General features: G+C 46.7%; 21 protein-coding genes. 10 read left to right on the top strand and 11 right to left on the bottom strand.

Going from position 1 to position 24,886, the window contains the following annotated elements; all coding sequences use genetic code 11:
- Positions 1-61: 61 nt before the first annotated feature.
- Together L21SP3_RS05765 and L21SP3_RS05770 are read left to right on the top strand one after the other, a co-directional pair.
- Complete coding sequence (locus L21SP3_RS05765; protein ID WP_077539945.1) at positions 62-1,147, top strand: AAA family ATPase; 1,086 nt, start codon at positions 62-64, stop codon at positions 1,145-1,147.
- A gap of 6 nt (positions 1,148-1,153) precedes the next feature.
- A complete protein-coding gene (locus tag L21SP3_RS05770) occupies positions 1,154-1,774 on the top strand; it encodes a DUF3226 domain-containing protein (protein ID WP_077539946.1) in 621 nt (206 codons plus the stop codon).
- Here the strand turns inward: L21SP3_RS05770 and L21SP3_RS05775 are convergent.
- Positions 1,769-2,044 (bottom strand): hypothetical protein, encoded by a 276-nt coding sequence (locus L21SP3_RS05775; protein WP_123785146.1) that lies wholly within the window; start codon positions 2,042-2,044, stop codon positions 1,769-1,771. The genes L21SP3_RS05770 and L21SP3_RS05775 overlap by 6 nt on opposite strands.
- 181 nt (positions 2,045-2,225) lie before the next feature.
- Between L21SP3_RS05775 and coaD the strand changes: the two genes are divergently transcribed.
- From coaD to L21SP3_RS05805, 6 genes are all read left to right on the top strand, one after another.
- Complete coding sequence (gene coaD, locus L21SP3_RS05780; protein WP_227806824.1) at positions 2,226-2,720, top strand: pantetheine-phosphate adenylyltransferase; 495 nt, start codon at positions 2,226-2,228, stop codon at positions 2,718-2,720.
- Position 2,721: 1 nt separating this feature from the next.
- Positions 2,722-3,081, top strand: a complete 360-nt coding sequence (locus L21SP3_RS05785) for a 6-pyruvoyl trahydropterin synthase family protein (protein WP_161488116.1) — start codon at positions 2,722-2,724, stop codon at positions 3,079-3,081.
- 64 nt (positions 3,082-3,145) lie between these two features.
- Complete coding sequence (locus L21SP3_RS05790; protein ID WP_161488117.1) at positions 3,146-3,610, top strand: UvrB/UvrC motif-containing protein; 465 nt, start codon at positions 3,146-3,148, stop codon at positions 3,608-3,610.
- Positions 3,610-4,647, top strand: coding sequence for a hypothetical protein (locus tag L21SP3_RS05795; protein WP_077539950.1), 1,038 nt, complete (start codon positions 3,610-3,612; stop codon positions 4,645-4,647). Before L21SP3_RS05790 ends, L21SP3_RS05795 begins: the two co-directional genes overlap by 1 nt.
- Before the next feature lie 14 nt (positions 4,648-4,661).
- Positions 4,662-5,855 carry a nickel pincer cofactor biosynthesis protein LarC gene (gene larC / locus L21SP3_RS05800; protein WP_077539951.1) on the top strand — a complete coding sequence of 398 codons (1,194 nt, stop codon included), beginning with the start codon at positions 4,662-4,664 and terminating at the stop codon, positions 5,853-5,855.
- Positions 5,852-6,778, top strand: a complete 927-nt coding sequence (locus L21SP3_RS05805; protein WP_077539952.1) for a MauE/DoxX family redox-associated membrane protein — start codon at positions 5,852-5,854, stop codon at positions 6,776-6,778. The genes larC and L21SP3_RS05805 overlap by 4 nt, the downstream gene beginning before the upstream one ends.
- Before the next feature lie 135 nt (positions 6,779-6,913).
- Here the strand turns inward: L21SP3_RS05805 and rny are convergent, their stop codons facing one another.
- The 5 genes from rny to rpmI all read right to left on the bottom strand — a co-directional run bounded on the left by rny (position 6,914) and on the right by rpmI (position 10,894).
- On the bottom strand, positions 6,914-8,488 hold the full coding sequence (rny, locus tag L21SP3_RS05810) for a ribonuclease Y (RefSeq protein WP_077539953.1): 1,575 nt from the start codon (positions 8,486-8,488) through the stop codon (positions 6,914-6,916).
- A 416-nt stretch (positions 8,489-8,904) separates the two neighbouring features.
- Positions 8,905-9,084, bottom strand: a complete 180-nt coding sequence (gene csrA, locus L21SP3_RS05815; RefSeq protein ID WP_077539954.1) for a carbon storage regulator CsrA — start codon at positions 9,082-9,084, stop codon at positions 8,905-8,907.
- A 140-nt stretch (positions 9,085-9,224) separates the two neighbouring features.
- Positions 9,225-10,220: a phenylalanine--tRNA ligase subunit alpha gene (pheS, locus tag L21SP3_RS05820; RefSeq protein ID WP_077539955.1), complete on the bottom strand. Its 996-nt coding sequence runs from the start codon at positions 10,218-10,220 to the stop codon at positions 9,225-9,227.
- Between the two features lie 20 nt (positions 10,221-10,240).
- Positions 10,241-10,594 (bottom strand): 50S ribosomal protein L20, encoded by a 354-nt coding sequence (rplT, locus tag L21SP3_RS05825; RefSeq protein WP_077541867.1) that lies wholly within the window; start codon positions 10,592-10,594, stop codon positions 10,241-10,243.
- 93 nt (positions 10,595-10,687) lie between these two features.
- Positions 10,688-10,894 (bottom strand): 50S ribosomal protein L35, encoded by a 207-nt coding sequence (gene rpmI, locus L21SP3_RS05830; protein ID WP_077539956.1) that lies wholly within the window; start codon positions 10,892-10,894, stop codon positions 10,688-10,690.
- Positions 10,895-11,123: 229 nt separating this feature from the next.
- Here rpmI and L21SP3_RS05835 point away from each other — a divergent pair, with 229 nt between their 5' ends.
- A complete protein-coding gene (locus L21SP3_RS05835; protein ID WP_077539957.1) occupies positions 11,124-12,356 on the top strand; it encodes a multidrug effflux MFS transporter in 1,233 nt (410 codons plus the stop codon).
- A gap of 40 nt (positions 12,357-12,396) precedes the next feature.
- On the opposite strand, the gene L21SP3_RS05840 is transcribed toward L21SP3_RS05835, so the two are convergent.
- Both L21SP3_RS05840 and L21SP3_RS05845 read right to left on the bottom strand, forming a co-directional pair.
- Positions 12,397-13,263 (bottom strand): phosphatidate cytidylyltransferase, encoded by an 867-nt coding sequence (locus L21SP3_RS05840; protein WP_077539958.1) that lies wholly within the window; start codon positions 13,261-13,263, stop codon positions 12,397-12,399.
- A 63-nt stretch (positions 13,264-13,326) separates the two neighbouring features.
- The gene (locus L21SP3_RS05845) at positions 13,327-14,334 is read right to left on the bottom strand and encodes an aspartate-semialdehyde dehydrogenase (RefSeq protein ID WP_077539959.1); all 1,008 of its coding nucleotides are present in this window, start codon (positions 14,332-14,334) and stop codon (positions 13,327-13,329) included.
- Positions 14,335-14,521: 187 nt separating this feature from the next.
- On the opposite strand from L21SP3_RS05845, the gene L21SP3_RS05850 reads away from it, so the two are divergent.
- Positions 14,522-15,322, top strand: coding sequence for a histidinol-phosphatase (locus L21SP3_RS05850; RefSeq protein ID WP_077539960.1), 801 nt, complete (start codon positions 14,522-14,524; stop codon positions 15,320-15,322).
- On the opposite strand, the gene L21SP3_RS05855 is transcribed toward L21SP3_RS05850, so the two are convergent.
- From L21SP3_RS05855 to L21SP3_RS05865, 3 genes are all read right to left on the bottom strand, one after another.
- The gene (locus tag L21SP3_RS05855) at positions 15,309-16,253 is read right to left on the bottom strand and encodes an aldo/keto reductase (protein ID WP_077539961.1); all 945 of its coding nucleotides are present in this window, start codon (positions 16,251-16,253) and stop codon (positions 15,309-15,311) included. The genes L21SP3_RS05850 and L21SP3_RS05855 overlap by 14 nt on opposite strands.
- Positions 16,254-16,386: 133 nt before the next feature.
- Positions 16,387-17,292 carry a hypothetical protein gene (locus L21SP3_RS05860; RefSeq protein ID WP_077539962.1) on the bottom strand — a complete coding sequence of 302 codons (906 nt, stop codon included), beginning with the start codon at positions 17,290-17,292 and terminating at the stop codon, positions 16,387-16,389.
- A gap of 115 nt (positions 17,293-17,407) precedes the next feature.
- Positions 17,408-24,865, bottom strand: coding sequence for an InlB B-repeat-containing protein (locus L21SP3_RS05865; protein WP_161488118.1), 7,458 nt, complete (start codon positions 24,863-24,865; stop codon positions 17,408-17,410).
- Between the last annotated feature and the right edge of the window lie 21 nt (positions 24,866-24,886).

A 24,886-nucleotide genomic window follows, 5' to 3' on the forward strand; every position in this document is an offset into this window, starting at 1 on the left:
TTTCACGATTAAAAGTAGATGATAACAAAATTGACTGCTGTTTTACAGGATTTTTAACTATATGCTGCTGAGAAACGAAATGATATTAAATGCACAAATAAATAATTTCAAAGCATTAAAAAACATATCTGTTTCAGACATAGGCAGAGTTAATCTGTTTGTAGGCAATAACAGTTCCGGCAAATCTACCCTTTTAGAAGCATTATACCTCGCTTCCAGCAGCAATCCTGTTAGAGCTGTTATAGATATTAACAATTTCCGAGGTATCAGTCAGCTCGATAAATATCCATGGGACACATTCTTCACCAGCTTTAACACTAAAAATGAACCTCAGATAAAATCAGAATTCACAGAGAAAACTGTTACAACACAGATCGAGCCTTTCCTGCCAGACTATAGGCATATAGAAACCGACCCCGAAGAGAGCTTTAACAGTGATTATTTCAGCAGCAGCATCTCAGGGCTTACTCTGAATATAAGCGAGTTTGATAGAGATAAAAATAGGGATGGACGCAAAAGCTCTCAAACTATCAAATTCGACCATAAAGAAGGCAATGATTTGGTTAAATTTGGTATTCACGGAAGAGAACCTGATTTCCTGAGATTTACCTCAAGTTTGTTTATTACAGGCAAAGCAAATCTTATCAGCAAAATGCCTCACTTTATTACTAACCTCAAGATAAATAAGCAGTTAGATGCAGTCATTGAGATTCTGAAAAACTTTTCACCGTCAGTAAACAATCTTGAGATAGGCAGCGATTCAATCTACGTTGATATTGGGGAATCCAAACTTTATCCTATCGGAGTGATGGGGGATGGTTTTGTGAGGTTTCTGGCTATCTCTCTGGCCATAATCAGCTCTGGGAGGAAAGTGATCCTTATTGATGAAATCGACACAGGGCTGCACTATTCTGCACAGTTCTTCTTATGGGAGGCTATCCTGAAGCTTGCAGAAAACAATAATGTGCAAATTATGGCTGTAACTCACTCCATAGACTGCATATCAAGCTTTGCCAAGGCAGGAAAAAAATCCAGCGAAAAAACAAAAATGTACCGACTTGAAAAAGAAGACGACAAAAACTTCATAATAGACTACAATGTTGATGAAATTCAGTCTGCAATTGAGAAAGAGTATGAAATGAGGTAAAGTTAAATGCCTTCAATTGAACTGGAAAAAACTGAATCGGAGATTGTTTTCATTGTGGAAGGAAAGGACGATGAGATATTTCTGAATTCTTTTATTAAAAAAAGAATAACCGAAGATGACAGTTTTCAAATAGTTCAGCTTAAAGGCAAAAAAAATCTCAAACAAACTTTGAAGGATGTTTCAAAAATCCCTGGTTTTAGGAAAGTGCGGAGATTAGCCGTCATCATTGATGCAGACAATAGTTGTGAAAACACATTTAAAAGTATTAAAAACGCTCTTTCGCATACAGGCTTCCCTAAGCCGGAAAAACTCGGCGAATTCACTTCAGACAGTGAAAGAAAGCTTTCAGCAGCCGCATATATTATGCCGAACTGTTGCGGCGAGGGCGAGCTCGAAGATCTTCTGCTTTCTTCAATAGAAGATACTCAAGCCTTAAACTGCATTGATTCTTTTTGGAACTGCATAGGCAAGGAGAGAAAAACTTCCAAAGGCTCTGCTCAAATCTATCTTGCCAGCAGAGAAAAATTTACCAGCGGAATTGGAGCAGGTGTTCAAAGGAAATACTTTATCCTAAAATCGAACAAATTCAGCAAACTCCAAACCCTTCTAAAGCAGGCATTTCTATAGACCCCAAACTCTTCCCTGCGTTATTTCATTTTCATAGAGAGGCTTAATATCTTTGTCAGAGATATTGTTAATAATTATTAATTCATTTGAAATTGGTTCATAAGCAGCCTCAGCGGCATAAGCCATATTATTACATTTAGGGCAATTTTCCATATTACCCACAGACTGAAATTTTCTTGGATTTCCAATACCGCCAATCATTCTTGAACAAAAAATTGTTGAGCAATTTTTGCATCTTGACAAAGGGGTGTAAGTTTTTTCTGACATCATTCACCTCATCTTTAAAAATATTATTACAAAGATGGAAATATTATAACATAACAATTAAATAAATCACGCTGAATATTTATATTTTATTGGGAAACATGCTGCAATTGAATTGATTGATATTTGAATTTAAGATTATACAATGGATCATTGAAGAGGATTATATCTAAAAGGAAGAATAAACGTGTATAGAAAAGACATCACTGCGGTATTTCCGGGCTCATTCGACCCGATAACCAACGGCCATATAGACGTAATCGAAAGAGGACTAAAGATGTTCTCGCGGGTTGTGGTTGCGGTAGGTGAAAATTCCGTAAAAACTCCGATTTTCACGGGCGATGAGCGAGTTGAGATGATACAGGAGCTCTTTACAGGCCGGCCAGAGGTAGTTGTGGAAAAATACGAGGGTCTTACGGTTGAATATGTAAAGAGCATCAAGGCCGATGTAATGCTCAGGGGCCTGAGAAACCTTACCGACGTTCAATATGAATTTCAGCTGGCCATGACCAACCGCTCTGTTGCCGGTATCGAAACGGTTTTTGTGATGACGAGTGAACAATTTGGGTTTGTAAGCTCTACACTAATAAGAGAAATGGCCAGTTTAGGCGGTGATGTATCGAACCTTATCCCGCAGAATGTATTTAAAAGGCTGCAAACTAGAAATAAAGAAAGTTCGTAGGATGTATAAGGTAACCGTAGAAGACACGTTTTATGCTGAGCATGCGGTGAAGATGCCCGGCGGTGAGATAGAGCCGAGCCACGGTCACGATTGGCGTGTACGAGTATGTGCGGCAGCGCGGGAACTTGACGAATACGGATTTGCATTCGAATTTAAGGATTTCAGAAAAGCTCTGAATATTGTTATAAGCAATATAGGGCAGAATCTAAACGAGCTTGAATTGAACGGACAGCACCCAACCACAGAGCTTGTATGCAAGCATTTCTATGATAAAATGCAGCAGGAGCTCAGCTCTGTTGAGCTTGATTATGTGGAAATTGAAGAGGAAAAGGGCTGCCTCGTTCGATACAGCAGAGATTGAATTTTTGCAAAGGCGGTGAAATATGTTATGCCAGAGATGTAATAAACGGCCTGCCTCAGTACATATGGCCGAATATATAAACGGTAAGCAAAGAGAGGTGCACTTCTGCGAGAAGTGCGTTCAGGAAACGCTCTCAGAAGCTCTTAACGGGGGTTCATTAAGTGAAATGATGGGTAAACTGATAGGTTCAGTAAGCCCAGAAGCCGGCGGAGAGGAAAAAACAAAAAGCCCTGCTGAGCAAAAAAATTATGAATGCCCTGTGTGCGGGGAAACCTATTCAGGCTTCACGAGAGACACACTCCTTGGCTGCCCTGAGGATTATTTCGTTTTCAGCAATAAGATAAGCGATGTTCTCAGCAATACTGAAATCGAAAATCCCGTTCATTCAGGGAAATTGCCGTCTAAAAGTCTTGAAGATACCGTAAACGAAAACATAAGGCAGACACTGAATATTCGTATCGAAAAAGCCCTTGAAAATGAAGACTACGAAAGTGCTGCACAAATCCGAGACAGGCTCAGGAGCCTTTGATGCTTGAGGAAAATATGTACAAACTGTATCAAATGCCTGATGTAGTGATGGGCACTCAGCTCAATCTCCGTCGGAATCTGATTAATCATCGCTTCAGGAAGTCTGCATGCAGTTCTGAACTGAAAGATATTAAAGAAGAGATATTAAGTTCCGCCCTGGAGCTTGATTTTTTTAAGAACGGAACAGTTTTCAGTATGGAAAACTGCGATTTTGACGCTATAGATATGTTCCTCGAGAAGGGATTTATAGACGAGGAGTTTAAGGAAAGCAGCTTGGGGGTTATTCTTGTAAGCAGGAACCGCAAGATAACGCTCGTTATCAACGGGGAAGACCATATAAGCCTTTTTATAAACTGCCAGGATGATGATATATTCGACAGCTGGGAAACGCTGTCGAATATAGATGATGAACTTGAAAAAAAGCTCGGATTTTCTTTCGGCCCGAAATACGGCTACCACTGCAGCAAAATATCAAACTCAGGTACTGGATTTACCGTTACATACTTCCTTCATATACCAATGCTTACCGCTGAGGCAGAGGATGAAGACCTCGACTACTTCTGCGAGCAGTACAATATTTCCATTGAAAACTCTATCATAGATTCTTCCGGGATTTCCGACTACTCTAAGATCGAAAACGAACAGAAGATCGGCTTAAGCGAAGATGAAATAATCGTCCGTATGGAAACAGCGGCAGTTCAGATATCCGAGCGTGAAAGATTCCTTCGGGAGAAAGTGATTCAGAAGAAAAGCATTGTTGTAGAAGACGGTATAAAAAGGGCCTGCGCAGTGCTGAGAAATGCAAAACTTATCACCTTCCATGAAACTGAAAGGCATTTGAGCTTTCTTCGTCTTGGTATCGAAGCCGGGCTGATTAAAGGCCTTTCGCTGAAAAAGGCTGATTCAATGTTCAGCAGATCTACTCCTGCCTACATCCATAACTGCATTTTCTCCACAGACCCTATCGAAGAAGATAAATTCAGGGCTGAGCAAATTCAAAAACAGCTTCCTGAGAATATTAAATTTGAAGAAATGTAAGGAACGGCAAGGCAATGAAAATCGGCATATTCGACTGCCCATCAGGAGCTGCTGGAGATATGATTCTCGGGTCTCTTATAGACTGCGGGGCAGACTCTGAAAAGATTAAATCTGCTTTGATGTCTCTTGGGATTGAAGAGCTCGAAGGGTTTAGTATAACAGAGGTGATCCGCAGCGGGGTTAGAGCGGTGAAATTCGCCCCTGTAATCCACCATCATCATCAAAGCAGCCCAAACGAAGGCCATCACCATCAGCACCGTCATCTCCCTGATATTGAACGAATGATCGATGCTGCTGATCTGCCAGAGAAAGTACAGCAGGATTCCAAAGCGGTATTTTCGATGTTAGCCAAAGCCGAGGCGCAAGTTCACGGCACTACGCCTGAGAAGGTTCATTTCCATGAAGTTGGTGCGGCTGATTCAATTGCGGATATAGTAGGCTGCTGCCTTGGTATATATCTTCTTGAATTTGAGAAGATTTACTGTCCGAAGGTTGCCGTTGGAAGCGGGACAGTGGAATGTGCGCACGGTGTTATGCCAGTTCCTGCGCCTGCAACAGAGATTCTCATTAGAGGGCTCAATGTTTTCAGGGGCGAGGCAGATACTGAGCTGCTCACACCCACCGGCGCTTCAATTCTGAAATATTTCTGCCTACCCGGCGAACCCCCCGCCTATACAAACATACGCAGCGGTTATGGAGCCGGAAGCAAAGAGTTTCCGAAAATGGCTAATATTATCCGCCTTACTGAAGGCAGTTCAGGCGATGAGCAGATGATGGAGAAGGCCGTTATGATGGAAACAAACGTGGATGACAGCACAGGCGAACTTGTTGGCTCGCTCACGGGCGAACTAGCTGGAAAGGAAAGCTGTCTGGATGTTTGGACAGAGCCTATATATATGAAAAAAGGCCGCCCGGGGGTAAAATTCTGCGTTCTCTGCAAAGAGGACGACCTTGACCGAATAGCTGAAATAATCTTTCAAAGCGGGATAACCCTCGGCATAAGATACCATAAATTAGACAGAATAACCCTCCAGAGAGAGTTTGAGACCGTAGAGATTGAGGGTTGTGAAGTAAATCTTAAAAAAGGATTTTATAACGGAAAGCAGGTTTTTTGCAAGCCGGAATTCAGCGACTGCCGAAAGCTTGCTGAAATGAAAGATGTATCCCCTGCAACGGCACTAAACACTATCACCGGACCGCTTAAATGAACGAAAGAAACAGGAATCTTCTCAGCGAAATAACCCTATGGCTCACCAGCGCTGTTCTGATTTTCTCGGCAGCGACCAAGTTCAAGATGGTTCTCAGCGAACCGATCGTTCCCGCAAACATATTCGAGGCAAGGGAATTTGTTATCGTACAAACGGTGCTGATAACCGGGCTTGCGATTTGGCTGGTTTGCGGAATATTCAGAAAGGCCGGCTGGCTTCTCGCTGTTATCGCTTTCATCGTCTTTACTCTCGACAGCCTATACAAGGGGCTTAGCGGGGCAGCCTCCTGCGGGTGCTTCGGGGGGGTAACGGTTAATCCGTGGATTACTGTTTTTGCTATTAATCTGCCCGTCTTAATCCTTCTTACATTGTTCAGGCCTCAAGGCGAGAAGCTCCTGCCGCCGCCTTGGCCGAACGCAAGACATCTGGTTTCAACCGCCCTGCCTACAGCCCTGCTTATTGCCTCTGTCAGCTGGACGATGGTGCATTTTGAACCACCGGCAGAAACTGAGGATTATCTTTATGTGGAAGAAGAGAAGTGGGAAGGTGAATACTTCGAATACCTTTACGACATCAGCATTGCAGATCAGCTCGCTGAAGGGCTGTCCATAATGCTCTTCTACCATAACGACTGCCCGAACTGCCGCGAGGCGATTCCAGTTTACGAAGAGTTTAATCAGGTTATGCAGGCCTCCGGGCAGGACGTGAAGGTAGCATTCATTCACCTGCCCTCGCAAGGCAGCTCTGCTCCGGATCCTGTGCCGCAGGATACTACCTGCCTGACAGGCGAGATTGTCAATCAGAGGCAGTGGCTCACGGCTACGCCGCTTGTTATAGTTACAGAAGACGGAACAGTGCTGGAGGTTTGGGAAAACGAGGTGCCTATGGATCTCGACAAGCTTCTAAGCGCCGTTTTCGGTTAGCCTCGGGTTTAGAAACGTTTTTGTGATATTTAGGGTATAGATTCAGGCGAGCATAGATTTCGCTGCAGCGAAAAAAAAAGGCTGCAGATTGTGATTGAACCCAACCTGCAGCCCGCTTTATTTATTATCTTGGTATTATTTGGCGAATTCCACGCATTTGACCTCACGCAGGAGAGTAACCTTAATCTCGCCCGGATATGTCATTTCATTTTCAATCTTAGTGGCGATATCACGTGCAATCTTCTCGGCAGAATTATCATCAATCTCGTCGGCATTAACAATTACCCTAATCTCTCTACCCGCCTGAATAGCATAGGTTATGGAAACGCCCTTGAAGCTGTTTCCAATCTCCTCGAGGGAACGCAGTCGCTTGATGTAGCGTTCGAGGGTTTCTCTTCTTGCTCCCGGGCGTGATGCGCTGATAGCGTCTGCGGCTGCCACAAGAGGGGTGTACGGGTTGTCCGGAGCAATGTCTCCGTGGTGCCCTGCTACTGCATTTAGAACGACAGGGCTTTCATTAAACTTTCGGAGGAATTCAGCACCAATGGCTGGATGGCCGCCTTCGTGTTCGTGGTCTATGGCCTTTCCGATATCGTGCAGGAAGCCTGCGCGCCTTGCCATGCTTCCGTCGAGCCCAAGCTCATCAGCCATCACCTGCGAGAGATACGCCACTTCAATACTGTGCTGAAGGGCGTTCTGGCCGTAGCTTGAGCGGTACCTCAAAACGCCAATCTTACCGAGAACTTTATTCGAAAGCCCGCGGACATCCATCTCTGTAGCAGTTTCCTTGCCAATCTGGAGCATACGCTGATCAACGTCTTTTCTGGTCTGTTCAACAAGACCTTCGATATGAGTAGGATGGATTCTGCCGTCTTGGATAAGCCGCTCCATCGTGAGCCTTGCCACTTCCCTTCTTACCGGATCAAAGCCGCTTACGACAATCACGCCAGGGGTGTCATCAACGATCACATCCACGCCGGTGGCCTTTTCGAAAGCCCTGATATTCCGCCCTTCCCGTCCGATAATACGGCCTTTCATATCATCATTCGGGATGTCAACGATTGATACGGTGGATTCGCAGCACTGCTCGGCTGAGAACCTCTGGATAGCAGAGCTGATAATCTCCCTGCTCTTTCTTTCTGCGGTCTCGTTCGCTTCCTCAACCTTCTTGCGGATAACGACATTCATATCGTGCTCGCATTCATCCTCGAGCCTTTGGAGAAGCAGCTCTTTGGCCTCCTGAACATTCATCCCCGTAATCTGAAGAAGCACCTTCTTCTGCTCGGCAATAATATCTGTAAGAGCGGTTTCCCTTGCAGAAAGGCGTTTCTGCCTTTCCTGAATCTCGTTCTGTGAAACAGCAATCTCTTTTTCCTTCTCTGCGAAGAGTTCAGTCTGCCTTTGGTTCGCATCTTCTCTTTTGCTTAGCCGTTTCTCCTGATCTCGCAGTTCTTTTCGAACCTGATTGCACTCCTTTTCGAATTCCTCACGCCTTTTCATAAATTCAGAGGATGCATCGATTCTTGCGGTTTTAAGGATTTCTTCAGCTTCTTTTTTTGCTTCTTCGGTTTGTTTGTCTAATTTGTGCTTTAGTGTCTGCTGCTTTGCCACAGCAATCGAATGGATTACGGCAAAAGTTGCAATTGCCGAAACAACTGCAGCGCCGCCGCCAACTAAAATTGGCGAAATTGCTAATATATTTATTAACATACCAGATTACCTTTCAATTGTAAGTCGCTCAAAAGTGCAATAGAAATCCGGCGTGGTGAGACGTATAATAGACCCGCAGGGCCTATTGAGATTAAATTTCCGCGCACAACGGCTCTAAGGCCTGCGGAAAGGCTTCAAATAGAAGGTTGAAAAACGTATATTTGAACATTTATTCAATATTCAGTTCCTGTAGATACAAATTTTCTGCCTATTTTTGATTTCAACTATTATTACAGACCACCACAAGGTCTGAATGCTATTACACTTATAAAATTTATTTAAAACTATTTCCCAACAAAGGGAAACAGTTAGATAATAAATTTGAGGAATGCAAAAATCAAGTAAAATGTTTTGAATTTCTTAGAGAAAAGCTAAGCATGTAATGAAAATCTGGTTTTTATCCGTAGAAACAGCAATTACTGCTTCTCAGAATCTTTCTCGTGTATGCTGTCGTAAACTTCCTGTCTGTGCACAGTAACATCCCTTGGAGCCTGAACCCCAAGCTTCACCTTGCCGCCCTTAACATCAACAACTTTTATTACCACATTGTCGCCGATGACTATAGATTCGTCTTTTTGTCTGCTCAAAACCAGCATTCGGGGACTCCGTTCACCGTATTATTATACTTTAAGCGAAGAGCATTATAAACTATCGGTCAATGAAAACAAAGAAATTATTTAAACTAAATAACTTTCTTTCAATCCGATTTAATCAGGCTGCCTCCTGCCTGCCGAGATTAGAACTGATCGAGAAAACGCAAGTCGTTTTCGTAGAGCAGTCTTATATCGTATATGCCGAACTTCCGCATTGCGAGTCTTTCGATGCCAAGCCCGAAAGCCCAGCCCGTATATTTTTCGCTGTCTATACCGACAGAATCAAAGACGTTCGGATCTACCATGCCGCAGCCGCCAATCTCAATCCACTGCTCTGAGCCGTCTTTATTATGGAAAAGAAGGTCGATCTCAGCGCTTGGCTCAGTAAACGGGAAAAAACTCGGTCTGAAACGCCATTTGGTATCCTCGCCGAAGAAAGTTCGGACAAACTGATCGACGGTTGTTTTGAGGTCTATCATGGAAACTCCCTCATCAACAACAAGCGCCTCAATCTGATGGAACATAAACATATGAGTTGCATCAACCGTATCCGGGCGGTAAACCCTTCCGGGAGCTACAACCCTTATAGGGGGCTTCTGAGACTCCATAACCCTGATCTGGATTGTGGATGTCTGGCTTCTAAGAAGGGTGTTCTCATCAATATAGAAATTATCCGCAGGGTCTCTTGCGGGGTGTTCATCAGGGATATTCAGAGCGATGAAATTATGCCACTCATCTTCCACTTCCGGCCCGTATGCGATGCCGAAGCCCATCCTGCCGAAAATATCCAGCAGCTCATTTACAGTGTTTGATATTACATGCTGCTTGCCTACTGCCGGCTTGAGCCCAGGAAGGGTAACGTCTTCAATCAGTTTCTCGGCCTTGCCGGATTCGCCGCCGGAAAGGCTCTTCTGCTTCTGCTTGAAGGCCTGATTTACTTCATTTTTAATCTTGTTGGCAAGTTTGCCGGCCTCTGCTCTATCTTCCGGGGCAACCTCGCCAATCTTGCTGAGAAGCTTGGTAATCAGCCCTTTCCTGCCGAGATACTTAATCCGGTACTGCTCAAGGGCTTCACTGCTTTGAACCTGCTCAAGCTCCTGCATGGCCTCTTTGCCGGTGTTTTCAAAATCTTTAAGCATAAAATAGCTCTGAGCTTTAATTAAAGAGCAGCTTTCGCTTCTTCTACGATCTTCTTGAAAGCAGCAGGATCATCTATAGCAATCTCGCTGAGCATCTTTCTATTGAGATTTATGTTTGCCTTTTTCAGTCCGTTAATGAAATGACTGTATGAGATGTCGCTGCTTTTGCATGCAGCGCTTAGGCGGGTTATCCAGAGCCTGCGGAAATCTCGTTTCCTGAGTTTCCTGTCGGCAGTTGCCCTTGCTCCGGCACGAACCGAGGCCTCCTTGGCAAGACGCAGCTGGCGTCCTGAAGGGCCTCTGTATCCTTTAACACTCTTTAGAATTCTTTTGTTTTTGCGCTTTTTCGCAGCGCCTATTCTTGTACGTGGCATTTCAGCTTTCCTTTCGTTAAATTTTCGCTGCTGGCGGCAAGCTGCAGGAGCCGAGAAGCAGCATTTCCCCGCCGGCAAAACGCCGGCAGATAACTATTTCGATTTCTTCAAACCAAGCATATCACGGCATTTACCCGCATACTCATCACTGATATAACCGTCTTTGCCGAGATTGCGGCGCCTCTTAGGGCTCATCGCACTCATAAGGTGGTTGCTGCCGGCACGCTTATATTTGAATTTGCCCTTGGCAGTTATCTTTACCCGCTTGGACAATCCTTTGTGGGGCTTCATCTTAGGCATAATAAGTTTACCCGTTTTCGATAAATTATTTTACTCCGCCCGAACGACCGCCGCCCGAGCAAATTGAAAACGTGATTATCTGAAAAAAAGACTCAAGGTCAAGTGATATTTTTGGGGCGAGGCTGCGGTGTGGTTAAAGTATTGTATATTTAGCTGTTATAATTATCTGTTGTTGATATTCAGCAAGCGGATATAATTTTATGTTTTATATTCTCAGGGAACTCTCTCATTGAAAAACAGGAAGATTTACACATTATTCCTCGGTCTGCTTGCGGCTGTTCCGCCTCTTGCAACTGATATGTATCTTGCAGCGATACCTCGGATAGCAGATGAGTGGAGTGTTGAAAAATCTGTCATCAACCTCTCGCTTGTTCTTTGGTTTGCGGCATACGGTATTGCGCTTCTAATCTGGGGCGGTTTATCCGACCGATTCGGCAGAAGACCTATCTTGCTCAGCGGTCTTATAACGTTTATCGTATCTACAATACTCTGCTCACTCTCTCAGAATGCTAATCAGCTGATCGCGGCGCGTCTTCTTCAGGGAATCGGTGCGGCAGGGGCATCCTCAATGGTTCTTGCAATAGCCCGAGACCGCTTTGAGGGCAAAGAGCGTCAGAAGCTGCTGGCATGGATAGGCATAATTCTTGGAACAGCTCCAATGATCGCCCCGTCTTTCGGTGCGCTGATCCTCAAATACAGCAGCTGGCGGATGATCTTTATTGCTCAAGCCCTTCTCAGCGTGATATCGCTTGCAGTCACGCTCAATATCTACACAGAAACGGCAGTATCACTAGATAAAGGCGGCTTTACAGCAATGCTGAAGCGATATGTACGACTGAGCAAAAATGCTGATTATATGCTTAGTAATGGTGCGATTGGATTGATAAATCCGCCCTTTTTTGGTTTTATTGCTTTTTCTGCTACTGCATACATCTTACACTTTGGAATGAGCGAACAGAGATTCGCAGCTTTGTTCGGAGCCAATGCGATGTGTGCTATACTCGGTTCAGCCCTGTGCACTCAATTGATAAAGAGATACAGCGAATATCGCCTGCTCACAATCTGTTTTACCGGCTGCCTTATTGGGGGATTGACACTTCTTTTGATGGGCGTGCCAAAATGGTACGTGTTCTTTATTGGTATGGGGATATATTCGTTTTTCCTCGGCTTAAGCCGTCCGCTGATAAATCACCTTATCGTTGAGCAGGTCAGCCAAGACATAGGCGCAGCGAGCTCAGGCATCGTGTGCTATCAATTTATAGCAGGTGCGATTGGGATGTATATCGCTGAACAGCCTTGGCTCAAGCCATTTCTTGCATTCGGCATAATGGCAGCAATATGCCCGCTTGCTGTACTGCTGATATGGCCAGTACTGCTCAAACGAATCCGACAAAATCAGAGCACCGCCTCAGCAGACACCACGGCAAAAGAGGCATCTATCGAGGAAGCAAGCGGAGGATAAGGGCAGGAAAATTGAGCCTTAAAGGTTGCAGTGCGGCCTTTTATCCAACGATATTGAAAAACAGATACGCAAACGGAGCCGTGAAAACGAGCGAATCGACGATATCAAGCACGCCTCCAAAGCCCGGGAGTTTGTCGCCGGAGTCTTTTATGCCGGCATCCCTTTTGAGCATAGATTCGGCGAGGTCTCCAAGCTGGCCTGCAAAAGCGAATATAATCCCGAAAATGGCCCCCTGCCACCACAGCATAACAGAGAATATAACGGAAAATAGCACACCTGTAACGGCTGAGAAAATGCAGCCTCCCACCATACCTTCCCATGTTTTTTTGGGGCTTACAAGAGGGGCAAATTTTGTATGGCCGAAGATTTTGCCGAAGGTGTACGCCCCTACATCACACATTTTCACCACAGCAACAAACAGAATCAGTGCGGAAATGCTGTGTTCCACTCGTATTGCAAGGAAGAATGAGCTGAAAAATCCCCAGTACATCACTGTGAATACGGTGGCTCCGCAATTCAGGATTGTACCTTCGTTCGTTTTTGCTCTGCCTTGGGCGATAAATGAGAGCAGGACTGCAGAAAGTACTGCGGCAAACATAATTATAAGATGCAGATAAGCCTGTGAGATTTCGAAAGCAAATCCGAACTGCTTGAGAAAATAGCTGAGGCAGAAAAGTGAAGCCCCGATATATGATGCAAGGGGGAATACCCTCGCCCCCTTGCCTTTTACCAATTTTGAGAATTCATTAACAGCAGACAGCATCATTGCCTCTGCGATAAATGCCCATATAAACCCCTGCACCTGCTCCCCGCTGCCGGTACGCCAAATCAGCACGCTGTCCAGCCAGCAGAGGAGTGTGGCTGAGGCGGCCATTATTATACCGAAAAAGATGCGCTGCTTTACCATACTCGCCTTCTTAGAATCTCCCGCCTAAAAGGCAGGGCTGTATAATAGTTCATCTTAAGCTTCTTAGAAATCCATAGCCTCTGCTATCTGCACGGCGTTCAAGGCTGCTCCTTTGCGAATCTGATCGCCGCAGACCCAGAGATTGATTCCTCTTCCGTCCGGGATGGATTCATCTTGGCGGATTCTGCCCACGTAGATGTCGTCTTTGCCGTCTGCGTCTATGGCAGGCATAGGGAAGCGGTTTTTATCGCGGTCGTCGATTACGATAACGCCCGGGGAATCCTCAAGCACCTCACGAACCCAAGCGGGATCTGCCGGCTTTTCGAATTCGAGATTGATGCTCTCGCTATGCGCCCGCATTACCGGCACGCGAACGCATGTGCAGGTAATTGCGATCTGCGAATCATCGAAGATTTTTCTGGTTTCGTTTACCATCTTCATCTCTTCTTCGTTGTAGCCGTTTTCGCCGATCTTGGAATCATGGCAGAAAACATTAAAGGCAGCCTGATACGGAAGCGCCTCGCATACCGGCTCCCTGCCTTCGAGTATATCTGCGCTTTGCTTTTTGAGCTCATTCATCGCAGCTATTCCCGCCCCGCTGGCGGCCTGATAGGTGCTTATAACCATACGCTTAACGCTGTTCTGCTTATGCAGCGGCCATACCGGCACGAGGGCAATGATCGTAGAGCAGTTTGGGTTTGCAATTATTCCCTTGTTGGCCTTGATTGCCTCTGGATTAACCTCAGGCACCACGAGCGGCGCAGCTGGGTCCATGCGGAATGCTGAGGAGTTGTCTATCATTACAGCTCCGCTCTGAACAACCGCATCGGCAAACTTCTTGCTCTGCGAGCCGCCTGCGCTGAACAGCGCAACATCAACGCCTTTGAAGCTGTTTTCTGTGAGCTCTTCTATCGTATATTCCTCGCCCATAAAAGCAATTTTCTTACCTGCTGAACGCGAACTTGCAAGCATTTTGAGCGAATCGAATTTGAAGTTTCGCTCTTCTATGAGTCTCAAAAATTCCTGGCCTACAACGCCTGTAACACCAGCTATAGCAATATTGCGGCTCATAATATTTCTCCGTTTTCTTAAAATTACAAATTGATGAGTTCCTGCGGGTGCGGGATTATAGCAGAATAAGCTCGATAAAGCAAAACAATTCGCAAACAAAGAAGTATAATGATTAGAATTATGCAAGCCAAAGCAATTGTGTTAGCTGGAACCGAGATATTGTGTAAAATACAGCCGGCTGGAATTTATGAAGAAAGAGACTATGAACATAAACAAAACAAACTACCATATACATACTTACCGCTGCAAACACGCTGCTGGCGATGCGGCAGACTACTGCTCAGCAGCAGAAAAAGCCGGACTCGAGGCGATCGGTATAAGCGATCATACCCCTCTGCCGGACGGGAAATGGGGTTCTGTGCGAATGGATATAGACGAGCTTCCAGACTACTGCGAAAAAATCGAGGATGCGCGAAATGAATTTGCCGGCAGGCTGGAGGTGTATGCGGGGATGGAATGCGAGTATTTCCCGAGATACGAGAAATTCTACAACGACACGCTCAGGGAGGAATTCGGAATTGAGTATCTCGCAATAGCTCTGCACTTCTATCCGCTCGGCGGCGAGGAAATAAGCACACACGCCTATCCGATGGATAAAGATGCATTGAAAAGCTATACAGATTTGTTTGTGGAGGGGATCAAGACGGGGATGTTCGAATTTGCTGCTCATCCGGATTTGTTTCTCGCTAGATACCCGAGCTGGGACAGCTATGCAGAGAAGTGCAGCGAGAGAATCTGCAATGCTGCCACTGATTCAGGGACGGCCTTAGAGATAAACGGCTACGGCTTCTGCCGAGATGACTTTTCGGGCTATCCGAGCGATAATTTCTGGCGCATTGCAGCAAGCTGCGGGGCGAAAGGCGTAATCAATTCCGATGCCCACTGCCCGGAGCATATAGATATAGGCTTCCAGAGATGCCTCGAACTGGCTGAAAGGCTTGGTATTTCGCTGGCTGACCCTGTACGCAGGGCTGCTAAACCTTCCTGATGGCAAACTGCGGGCAAGCAGATACGCAGTAGCCGCATTGCAGGCATTTATCGCTGCTGATATCGGCCTTGCCGTCCCGCATTGAGATTGCTTCGTTCGGGCAGGTTTCAATGCATTTACCGCAGGCAGTGCAGACGATGCGTACAACCTGAAAACGCTTGCTGAAGCCTTGGAGCTTGGGCAGGTTTTCTCGCTGGCCGGAGAAATACCTTACGTTGCAGTCTATCTCCTCCATGCTCACCATCCCGATCGAGATTGAGTGATAGCCTTTCAGGCTGCGGGCATATTCAAGGCAGTCGGCGTAGTTATCCACGTAATTCCCGCCTCCGAGAACCTTCATCAAATATACGCCCTTGCCGGCATCGCTGCATTGCTCGATTGCCCGCTCCATATCTTCTCTTGTGCCGTTGATGATGCCGATCCCGCCGAGGCTGATAAGCGCAAATACCACGTCGATATCTTCCCGCTCTGCTGCAGCGGAAACCACTTTCGGGCTGTGGCAGCTGATGCCGATCGCACGAACTTTCCCGGCTAGCTTGTTCTCTTTGAGGCATTTGAGGGCTTCGCTTCTCTGCTGGAATATATCAGGCGCTGCCCGAGCGGCGTGCATATGGAAGATGTCGATATAGTCTATTTCGAGCTTCTCGAGGGCCTCGTCTATCGCTTCCTGCATAGCATCAAAATCGGCGGCGGTTGATTTGGAAGCGATTACAGGACGCTTGCCGGTGAGCTTCATTGCCTCGCGTACAGGCGTGTATGTCTGATACATTTGGGCGGTATCGATAAAATTTATGCCGCTGTTTATGGCTTCCGCTGTGAGGCGGGCGTTGAAATCTGCCGGCTGGTTCTTCTGGAGAGGCCCCATCGGAAGAGCACCAAAGCAGAGCTCTGTTACTTCTATGCCCGTATTTCCTAAAACATTTTGCTTCATTATTTCCCTAAATTTATGATGCTTGCAATTCAGCAATACATTTTAATCTCGTAAAAGAAAATTTCAAAAATGAGCCGAAAAAAAGCCCGCCTGCTGAAAGCAAACGGGCTTGAAAATCGTTCTTGATTTCGATTTAGAAATCTATTGAGTATGTGATAGCAGCGAACCAGTCGTCATCGACCATATTGCCCATCTCATCATCGAGTGCGAACTGATAGTAAACTGCCGGCTTAACCATACCTGGGCCGACTACCATCTGTGTACCGAGACCAGTAAGGATTCTCTTGAAACCCTCGTCTGCGGCGTCGTTTCTGCCGTCTTCGTAGATTGCATCAACACAGCCGTGCAGAGGCATCATATCAATATCCATAGTTGTTTTTATGCCAATAGTGTGCTCAAGATAGTTCACGCCCTGGCCAAATGGAACTTCTTGGTCGAGGTCTGAATTCGGGCCGCCGCCGTATCCGCCGGCTTCAAAGATATATGAAAGCCTGTAATGCGGTACAACGTATTCAGAGATCATATTCGGAAATTCAATCCCGAGAGCAAGCTCCTGCATATCTCTGTCTTCGCCAGACCAGTCGAGTGTGCGCTGATTGATCGGGCCTGCCATTGTGTTTAATGTTTCGTACCTGCTCACATCACCAAAGTTGTAATAGGTGTAAGACAAGTCAGCATCCATCTGCATTGCATCGCCCTGCATCATAGAATGCTTCATGCCGAAGCTATAATCCCACTGATCGCTCTGGCCAACCGGATAGCCCGTGTTGGTGTTGGCGAGTCCCTGGAATTGGTCTTCGTAAGCAGAAGCTGATCCTGTGGGCATAACATAACTCACTTCTGCATAAGCTCCGCTTTCTTGATGAGCAACATTCAATGTAGTCTTAACCGCAGGCCTGTCATCGTACATGTCAAAGCCATGCCATAAGTACTTGCTCATAAAGGTAGAGCTGACATTAAACTCGAAATCCTCCGCAGCACCGGCCAGCGATGCGAGGACAACTACCGCAAGAATAGATACTAGTTTTGTAATTTTCATAATTTATTCCCTGTCTAAAGTTACTAACAACAGTTTATACGCACTTGTAAAAGCTATTATTTAGCATGCTCCACATTTGCGAGCTAAACAAGTTTCAAGTTTCCTATTATTCCCACTAGAATTCATCGTCAGTTGATTGAGAATCAGTAACAGTGCCTGAAGGATCAGAACCGACAATTCCGATACTTCCGCCTTCATAGGTTCCGCTGAATACGCAGTTGTCAACAGTGCCTCTGTTGGTTCCAATAGCCCAGCCGACAACTTCGCCAATACCCAGACCAGCATCAGAGCTGCAGCCGGTAATCAGGCCTCTGTTTTCGCCAACAAACGAACCAACGAATTTATCGCCATCAACAATGCCGCTTACTGAACAGTCTTTGATAGTGCTGTCTGCAAAGTAGCCTGCAATACCGCCAACTACGTTCCGGCCTGTTACATCAACATTGAAATTCAAGTACTCTATGAGAGCCCCGTCTGATACTACAGCAAACAGACCTACGTAATCCAGTCCCGCAGCATTAATCTGATAAGAGAGTGTTGCGTTGGTTTCAGAGTACAGATGACCGGAAAACGGTACAGTAAGCGGGTTGGTTAAAGGATTAGTTCCAAAATCAACATCGCCGTTTACTATGAAGTGATCTGAAGGATTGTCGATAATCTTCTGCCAGTCAGTAGGATCATCAATTATCCAAGGGTCTTTTTCAGTGCCGTCTTCATCTTCCTCAGCGGGACCTTCTTCATACTGCGCGGTTACTGTCAAGTCGCTTGTAACATTATCGAAAGCTGTGTCCCAGCCGTCAAACTGCCAGCCCACTATAGGAGTAACTGTTGGGGCCGCTGCAGCGTCGCCGTATTCTACGGTTTGCACTGCCTGCCCGGCAGTTATCAATCCTTTATTGCCCGGCATAAATGTTACAGTAAACTCAGCAGTCTGATACTGAGCAGTAACTGTTAAATCGCTTGTAACGTTATCGAAAGCTGTATCCCAGCCGGTGAATTCCCAGCCGGCATCAGGAGTTACAGTGGGCTCAGCTGCAGCCTGTCCGTGCTGGACGATCTGCGAATCATCGCCTGCTGTAATGCTTCCGTGAGCTCCCGGAAGGAAGTCAACGGTGTAACCGGTAACTTCATACTGAGCTGTTACTGTCAGGTCAGAAGATACGTTGGTAAAGTCTGTGTCCCAGCCGGTGAATGTGTAGCCTGCATCAGCTGATACAGCAGGCTCTACAGCATCGCCGCCTGACGGGACTGTCTGAAGCTCATCGCCTGAAGTAATTTGACCGTTAGCTCCAGGATTGAATACTACTGTATAAGTTACATCGGTGTACTGAGCTGTGATATTGCGGTCTGAGATAACGTTCTCGAAGCTTCCGTCCCAGCCGGTGAATTCCCAGCCCTGGTTTGCTATAACGAGCGGCTCAGAAGCATCCTCGCCTAAATCTACCGTTTGGTCTACGTCGCCCTGAAGCGTTCCGTTGGCTCCGCCCCAGAAGTTCACTGTGTAGGAATCTGCCTGCTCGCCTGAAACCGTAAGCTCTTCAAGAGAGGTTACGTTTCCTATTTGAGCATCGGCCTGGAAGTCGAGCGTTTCATTAATATCATACACAGTATCAGTTGCTGCGTCATAAACCTTGAATATCAGGCCTGTAAATGAATCTTCGTCGCTGAAAATAGTAAGCGGGAAGTATTTCGTTCCTGATGGATTCGCTGCCACTTCTGCCACACCTGCAATATTTCCTGATGGAGTTATTGCAGTGAGAAGGCTTCCGTCCGGCTGAGCTATTGGTACGCCGCCCTGTGTAACTTTAGCGTACAACTGCATCTGGTTCTGCAGGCCGCTCGGGGACTGCCAGTCCGGAGCGTTCTCGCCGATAGTGTACACCTGAAGCGTGAGAACATTACCAAGATCGGTGTCTGCCTCGAAGTCCGGCCTCTGTATGATCTCATAAACCTGATCAGCAGCAGCATCGTAAACCTTCAGCCCCATACCCGGAACCGAGGTTTCATCGCTGAATACCACCAGCTGGAAGTGATCGTCAGTAGGCCCTGCTACTACTTCATCTGTAACACCGGCTATCTGGCCGGCAGGTGTCCAAGCAGAGAGCTCACTATTATTAGCTGTTGCAATCTGGTCTCCGTTCTGGTCAACAACCTTGGCGTAAACCTTCATGCTGTTCATCAGCCCCGTAGGATTCTGCCAGTCCGGCACGTTAACCGGCATACCGGCATCTGTGCTGTAAACCTGAAATGTAACAACATTGCCCAGCTCGGTATCCTTCTGGAAATCAACCGTATGAACAATATTGTAAATTTTATCAGAATCTGCATCGTAAACCTTCAGACTCATATCCTCAACAGAGTTTTTATCGCTGAATATAACGAGCTGGAAGTGATTACCTGCTGGTCCGAGGATAACTTTATCTGTAGCACCTGCAATAGTGCTTGGGTTATCCGGAGTCCAAGCGGAGAGCTCGCTGCCGTTTGATGCTGCAATCTGATCGCCGTTTTCATCAACGATTTTCGCATAAACCTTCATCTGGTTTGAAAGCCCCAGAGGAGCACTCCAGTTCGGTTTATTGTTCACAGCAGTCTCGATAGACATCGCTTCAAGCGGTGAAACCTGATGTGTATAGCTGAAGCCCTGAGCTTTAGATACGTTGAATTTATATCCAACACCCGGCTCGAGCGTATCGAGAGTTCCGTACCACTGATTTCCGTAGTACTGAGCAACCTCACCATTCGGTGCTATAATCTGATCCAAATCCTGAACATCAAGATGCTGGAAGGCATCCGCTATAGGCATGCTCTGGTTCTGGAAGAACGGCAGCCAGTTCCAGCCCTGATAAAGATTCATTACTCCTTCAGGACCTACCTCATTTCCGGAGACTTCAAATGTACCGCCGTTTGCGCTGTAAAGCACATACATTCTGGTAGGTACAATATTCTGAATCGTTCCGTACCACTCTCCGTTGAAATACTGAGCGGTCTTGCCGTTAGAGGCTGTAATGCTGTCGAAGTCTTCAACGATCTGTTCGTAACCTTCCATTACATTTGCAAGGCTCTTGTCTTCAGGGAGAACTGGGAATGAAATCCAGTTGTAGCCCTGAACGAGATTGTATGTAAAGCTCTCTTCGAAGCTCTTGAGCCAGTTATTGCTGAACAGATAGAAATCGCCGTTGTCAACCCATTGGTTGCTGTCTATATCGCCGTACTGATCGCCTGCAAACAGCGCTGCTGCTGTATCGCTTGCCAGCGAGCCTTCTGCAGTAAGATAGGATTCCATCAGTATTGCAAGATCATCTGTACCTACATACTTATCGCCGTTGAAATCTGCATCAGCAGGTTCGGGCTCGGGCTGGAGTGAATATGCAGCAGTAAGCTCCATATTTTCAGTAACGTTCTGGAGGGCGGCAAGTGAATACCTTGTATCGTTATTATACCAGCCTTCAAACCTGTACTGGAAGTCCGGCACGAGCGTTGGAAGCTCTGCGGCCTCACCTTCATCTACCTGCTGGCTTGCGCCGGAGAGTATCTCGCCGTAATCGCCCGCATAGAAATTAACAGTATAAATATCAGGCAGTTCGCTGTAGATTGCAGTTACAGTCAAGTCGCTTGTAACATTATCGAAAGCAACATCCCAGCCGGCAAACTCCCAGCCTTCGTTAGCTTCGATTGTAGGCTCAGCTGCATCTTCGCCTTCGTAAACAGTCTGCACTGCGTCGCCTGAGGTAATAGTACCGTTGGCGCCCGGCATGAAGGTTACAGTATATGTTATCTGCTCATACTGAGCTGTAACTGTTAAATCGCTTGTAACATTATCGAAAGCAACATCCCAGCCGGTGAACTCCCAGCCTTCGTTTGCTTCGATTGTAGGCTCAGCTGCATCTTCGCCTTCATAAACGGTCTGAACTGAGTCCCCAGCGGTTATGCTCCCGTTAGCTCCTGAGTCAAATGTTACTGTGTACTGAGGTATTTCGGTATAAGTTGCAGTTACAGTTAAATCGCTTGTAACATTATCGAAAGCAACATCCCAGCCGGTGAACTCCCAGCCTTCGTTTGCTTCGATTGTAGGCTCAGCTGCATCTTCGCCTTCATAAACGGTCTGAACTGAGTCCCCAGCGGTTATGCTCCCGTTAGCTCCTGAGTCAAATGTTACTGTGTACTGAGGTATTTCGGTATAAGTTGCAGTTACAGTTAAATCGCTTGTAACATTATCGAAAGCAACATCCCAGCCGGTGAACTCCCAGCCTTCGTTTGCTTCGATTGTAGGCTCAGCTGCATCTTCGCCTTCATAAACGGTCTGAACTGAGTCCCCAGCGGTTATGCTCCCGTTAGCTCCTGAGTCAAATGTTACTGTGTACTGCGGTATTTCGGTATAAGTTGCAGTTACAGTTAAGTCGCTTGTAACATTATCAAAGGCTGTATCCCAGCCGGCAAACTCCCAGCCGGCATCAGCTTCAACCGTTGGAGCTATCGCTGCGCCGCCGTAAGCAACGGTCTGCTCGGTATCGCCTGAGGTTATAGTTCCGTTAGCTCCTGGGTCAAATGTTACTGTGTACTGCGGTATTGCGGTATAAGTTGCAGTTACAGTTAAATCGCTTGTAACATTATCGAAAGCTGTATCCCAGCCGGCAAACTCCCAGCCTTCGTCTGCTTCTACAGTCGGAGCTGTCGCTGCGCCGCCGTAAGCAACGGTCTGCTCGGTATCGCCTGAAGTTATAGTACCGTTGGCGCCCGGCATAAAGGTTACTGTGTAAATCTCTTCTGTGTACTCTGCAGTAACGGTAATATCAGACGTTACGTTTGTAAAGTCTGTGTCCCAGCCTGTGAACTCCCAGCCTGCATTTGCAGTAACTGTAGGAGCATCTGCATCTTCGCCTTCGTAAACAGTCTGCACTGCGTCGCCTGAGGTTATAGTTCCGTTAGCTCCTGGGTCAAATGTTACTGTGTACTGCGGTATTGCGGTATAAGTTGCAGTTACAGTTAAGTCGCTTGTAACATTATCGAAAGCTGTGTCCCAGCCGGCAAACTCCCAGCCTTCATCTGCTTCTATTGTTGGAGCTGTCGCTGAATCGCCTTCTTCAACTTCCTGAACTTCATCGCCGGCTGTTATTGTTCCGTGATCGCCCGCATCGAATGTAACAGTGTATGTTGCAGCCTCAGCAGCTATCTGCTTTTCAACAGGTGTAAATATGTTTCCAACTGTCTCGTCAGAAATAAATTCAAAAGTTCCCTGTATATCGTAAATTTCATCTTCCGCGGCATCGTAAACTTTAAGTGTCATCCCGCTAACGGTGGACTCATCACTGAATACTACAAGAGGGAAGATTCTCTTCGTTGGTCCATCTGTTACATCTGAAACCCCTGCAATTTCTCCTCCCGGGGTCCAAGCAGAAAGCAGACTGCCGTCTGCGACGGCAATCTGCTGTTCATTTTCGTCAACCACGTAAGCCGTGATTGTCATTTTGTTTTTAAGCCCTGTTGGTGATGTCCAGTCAGGCGCCCCAGCTGGAAGCTGTTCTGAAAGCTCGGGCTCAGACTGGCTCGCTGGAGCTAAGGCACCATCAAAAAAAAAAGACTGTGCTGTAGCTACGTTAAGTTTATACCCCACACCGGGCACTAACGACTGCAAAGTACCATACCACTGTCCCTGATAGTACTGAGCGGTCTGTCCGCTTGGAGCAACGATTGTATCGAAATCGCTGAGCTGGGCATTCTGGAATGCGTCATCCAGACTTATAGGATCCTGAAGCGTAGAGCCGATCCAGTTCCAGCCTGATACAAGCGTTATTTCAGTTTCGGGGTCAACAGGGAAACCAGTTACATCAAAGCTTCCGCCTGCCCCGCTGTTAAGTATGTACATCTTGCCCGGCTCAATAATATCGAGAGTTCCATACCAAGTTCCCTGATAGTATTGAGCAGTTTCGCCTGCTGCGGATACAATAGAATCAAAGTCCTGAGCGATATTGCTGTAGTCAGCGAGTACGTTTTCAAGACTGTCATCATCAGGCAGAACAGGGAATGAAATCCAGTTGTATCCCTGATCCAGATTGTATGTCATAGAAGCTCCGCCAATCTGGAAAGTGAGAACCGGATAAGCTGCTCCCATAGACCAAATTTGAGCGAAATTGAAATTCGGGAAATTGCTTTGCTGCGCCATCTGGGTTGAATTAAGAGCTGTTGAGTTTGTCTCGTTCTGGTCGCCCCAGCCGATAAACTCGCTTACGCCTGCCAAGTCGCTGTCGTAATGTGCGCTGTCAAGGCTTCCGCCATTGTTCCAGCCGATTACTGCGCCGAGGTATCCTTCGCCGCCCTGCTTGTCCATTATAGTACCCGCATAGTGTACGTACTGAACAGGGGCTTCGCCGCCGTTTTGGTCGTCTGTTTCGTTCAGGCCTACAACGCCGCCGAGTACTGTGTTATCCCCGTTAGTCTCATTTGCTACAACATTGCCTGCTGCATAGCAGTTCATTACCATACCGCTTGAATTGCGTCCGGCAACTCCGCCTGCATAGCCGAGGTATCCTGTTTCAACGTAACCCAGTGAAGCAGCTTCGCTTATTTCTGCGCTCTCGCCGGCAGTGGATATGCCGCTGTAGCCCACAATACCGCCTGTATCGCTGTAGCGTCCGCCGATAACAGAGGCCTGTTCAGCCAAAACAGCCTGCTGAACGCTGCTGTTTAGAGACTGGCCTACAATACCGCCGACTATTGAGCCGTTAAACGGTGCAGATGGTACAGTAACACTTCCGCCTGCCATTTCCGCGCCGGTTACTGCGCTGGACTCAAGATAGCCTACAACGCCGCCTGCTACCACACCGCTTGCATCAGCGATGATTTCTGCATTAACGCTCAGGTTGGTATATTCAGAGCCGTTATAAGCGTATCCCACGATACCGCCTGCAATGGTAGGATTCTCTGAATCGTCAATGCTCGCAAAGCCGGAATCTGCCACATCCATACTTCCCATGAATGAGCATTCGTCAATCGAACCGGTGGACTGTCCTGCTATACCGCCTGCGTTGCAGCCGTAGTCTGTTGCGATAGACACCTCAGACTGGCAATTCTGCAGAGTACCTGCGTTTGAAGCAACGATACCGCCAACAGCAAGGCCTTTGTCCTGGGCATCTATTGAACCAGCCGCAGAGCAGTTCTCGATAGTACCGCCGTTGTTAAAGCCGGCAATACCAGCTACAAATTCCCAGTTTCCGCTGTAAGCGCTGAGGTCGTAGTCGAGGTTTACGTTTAAGTTTTTGACAACTCCCTGCTGGCCGATCTCTTCGAAAAGAGCATCGTCGCCGGTTAGGGTGCCTTGATAGGAAACGTCTATAGTATTTCCGTCTCCATCAAAATTACCATTAAAACTACCGCCAATAACAAAGTCAACACCTGTGATGCTGCTTGTAAGAACGAAATAATCGCCGGAGTTAGGATTGTTCGTCGCTATCTCCTGCAAATCGTTCGTATTGGCAACCTGATAAGGATTAGCCTGTGAACCATCGCCGCCAGAGAAGGCAAGTGCGATAGAGGCCAGAGCCATAATACTGAGAGAAACTAATTTGAATCTTTTCATTTTAATCTCCATGCATCTATT

This window comes from Sedimentisphaera cyanobacteriorum (assembly GCF_001997385.1).
GTDB classification, from domain to species: Bacteria; Planctomycetota; Phycisphaerae; order Sedimentisphaerales; family Sedimentisphaeraceae; genus Sedimentisphaera; species Sedimentisphaera cyanobacteriorum.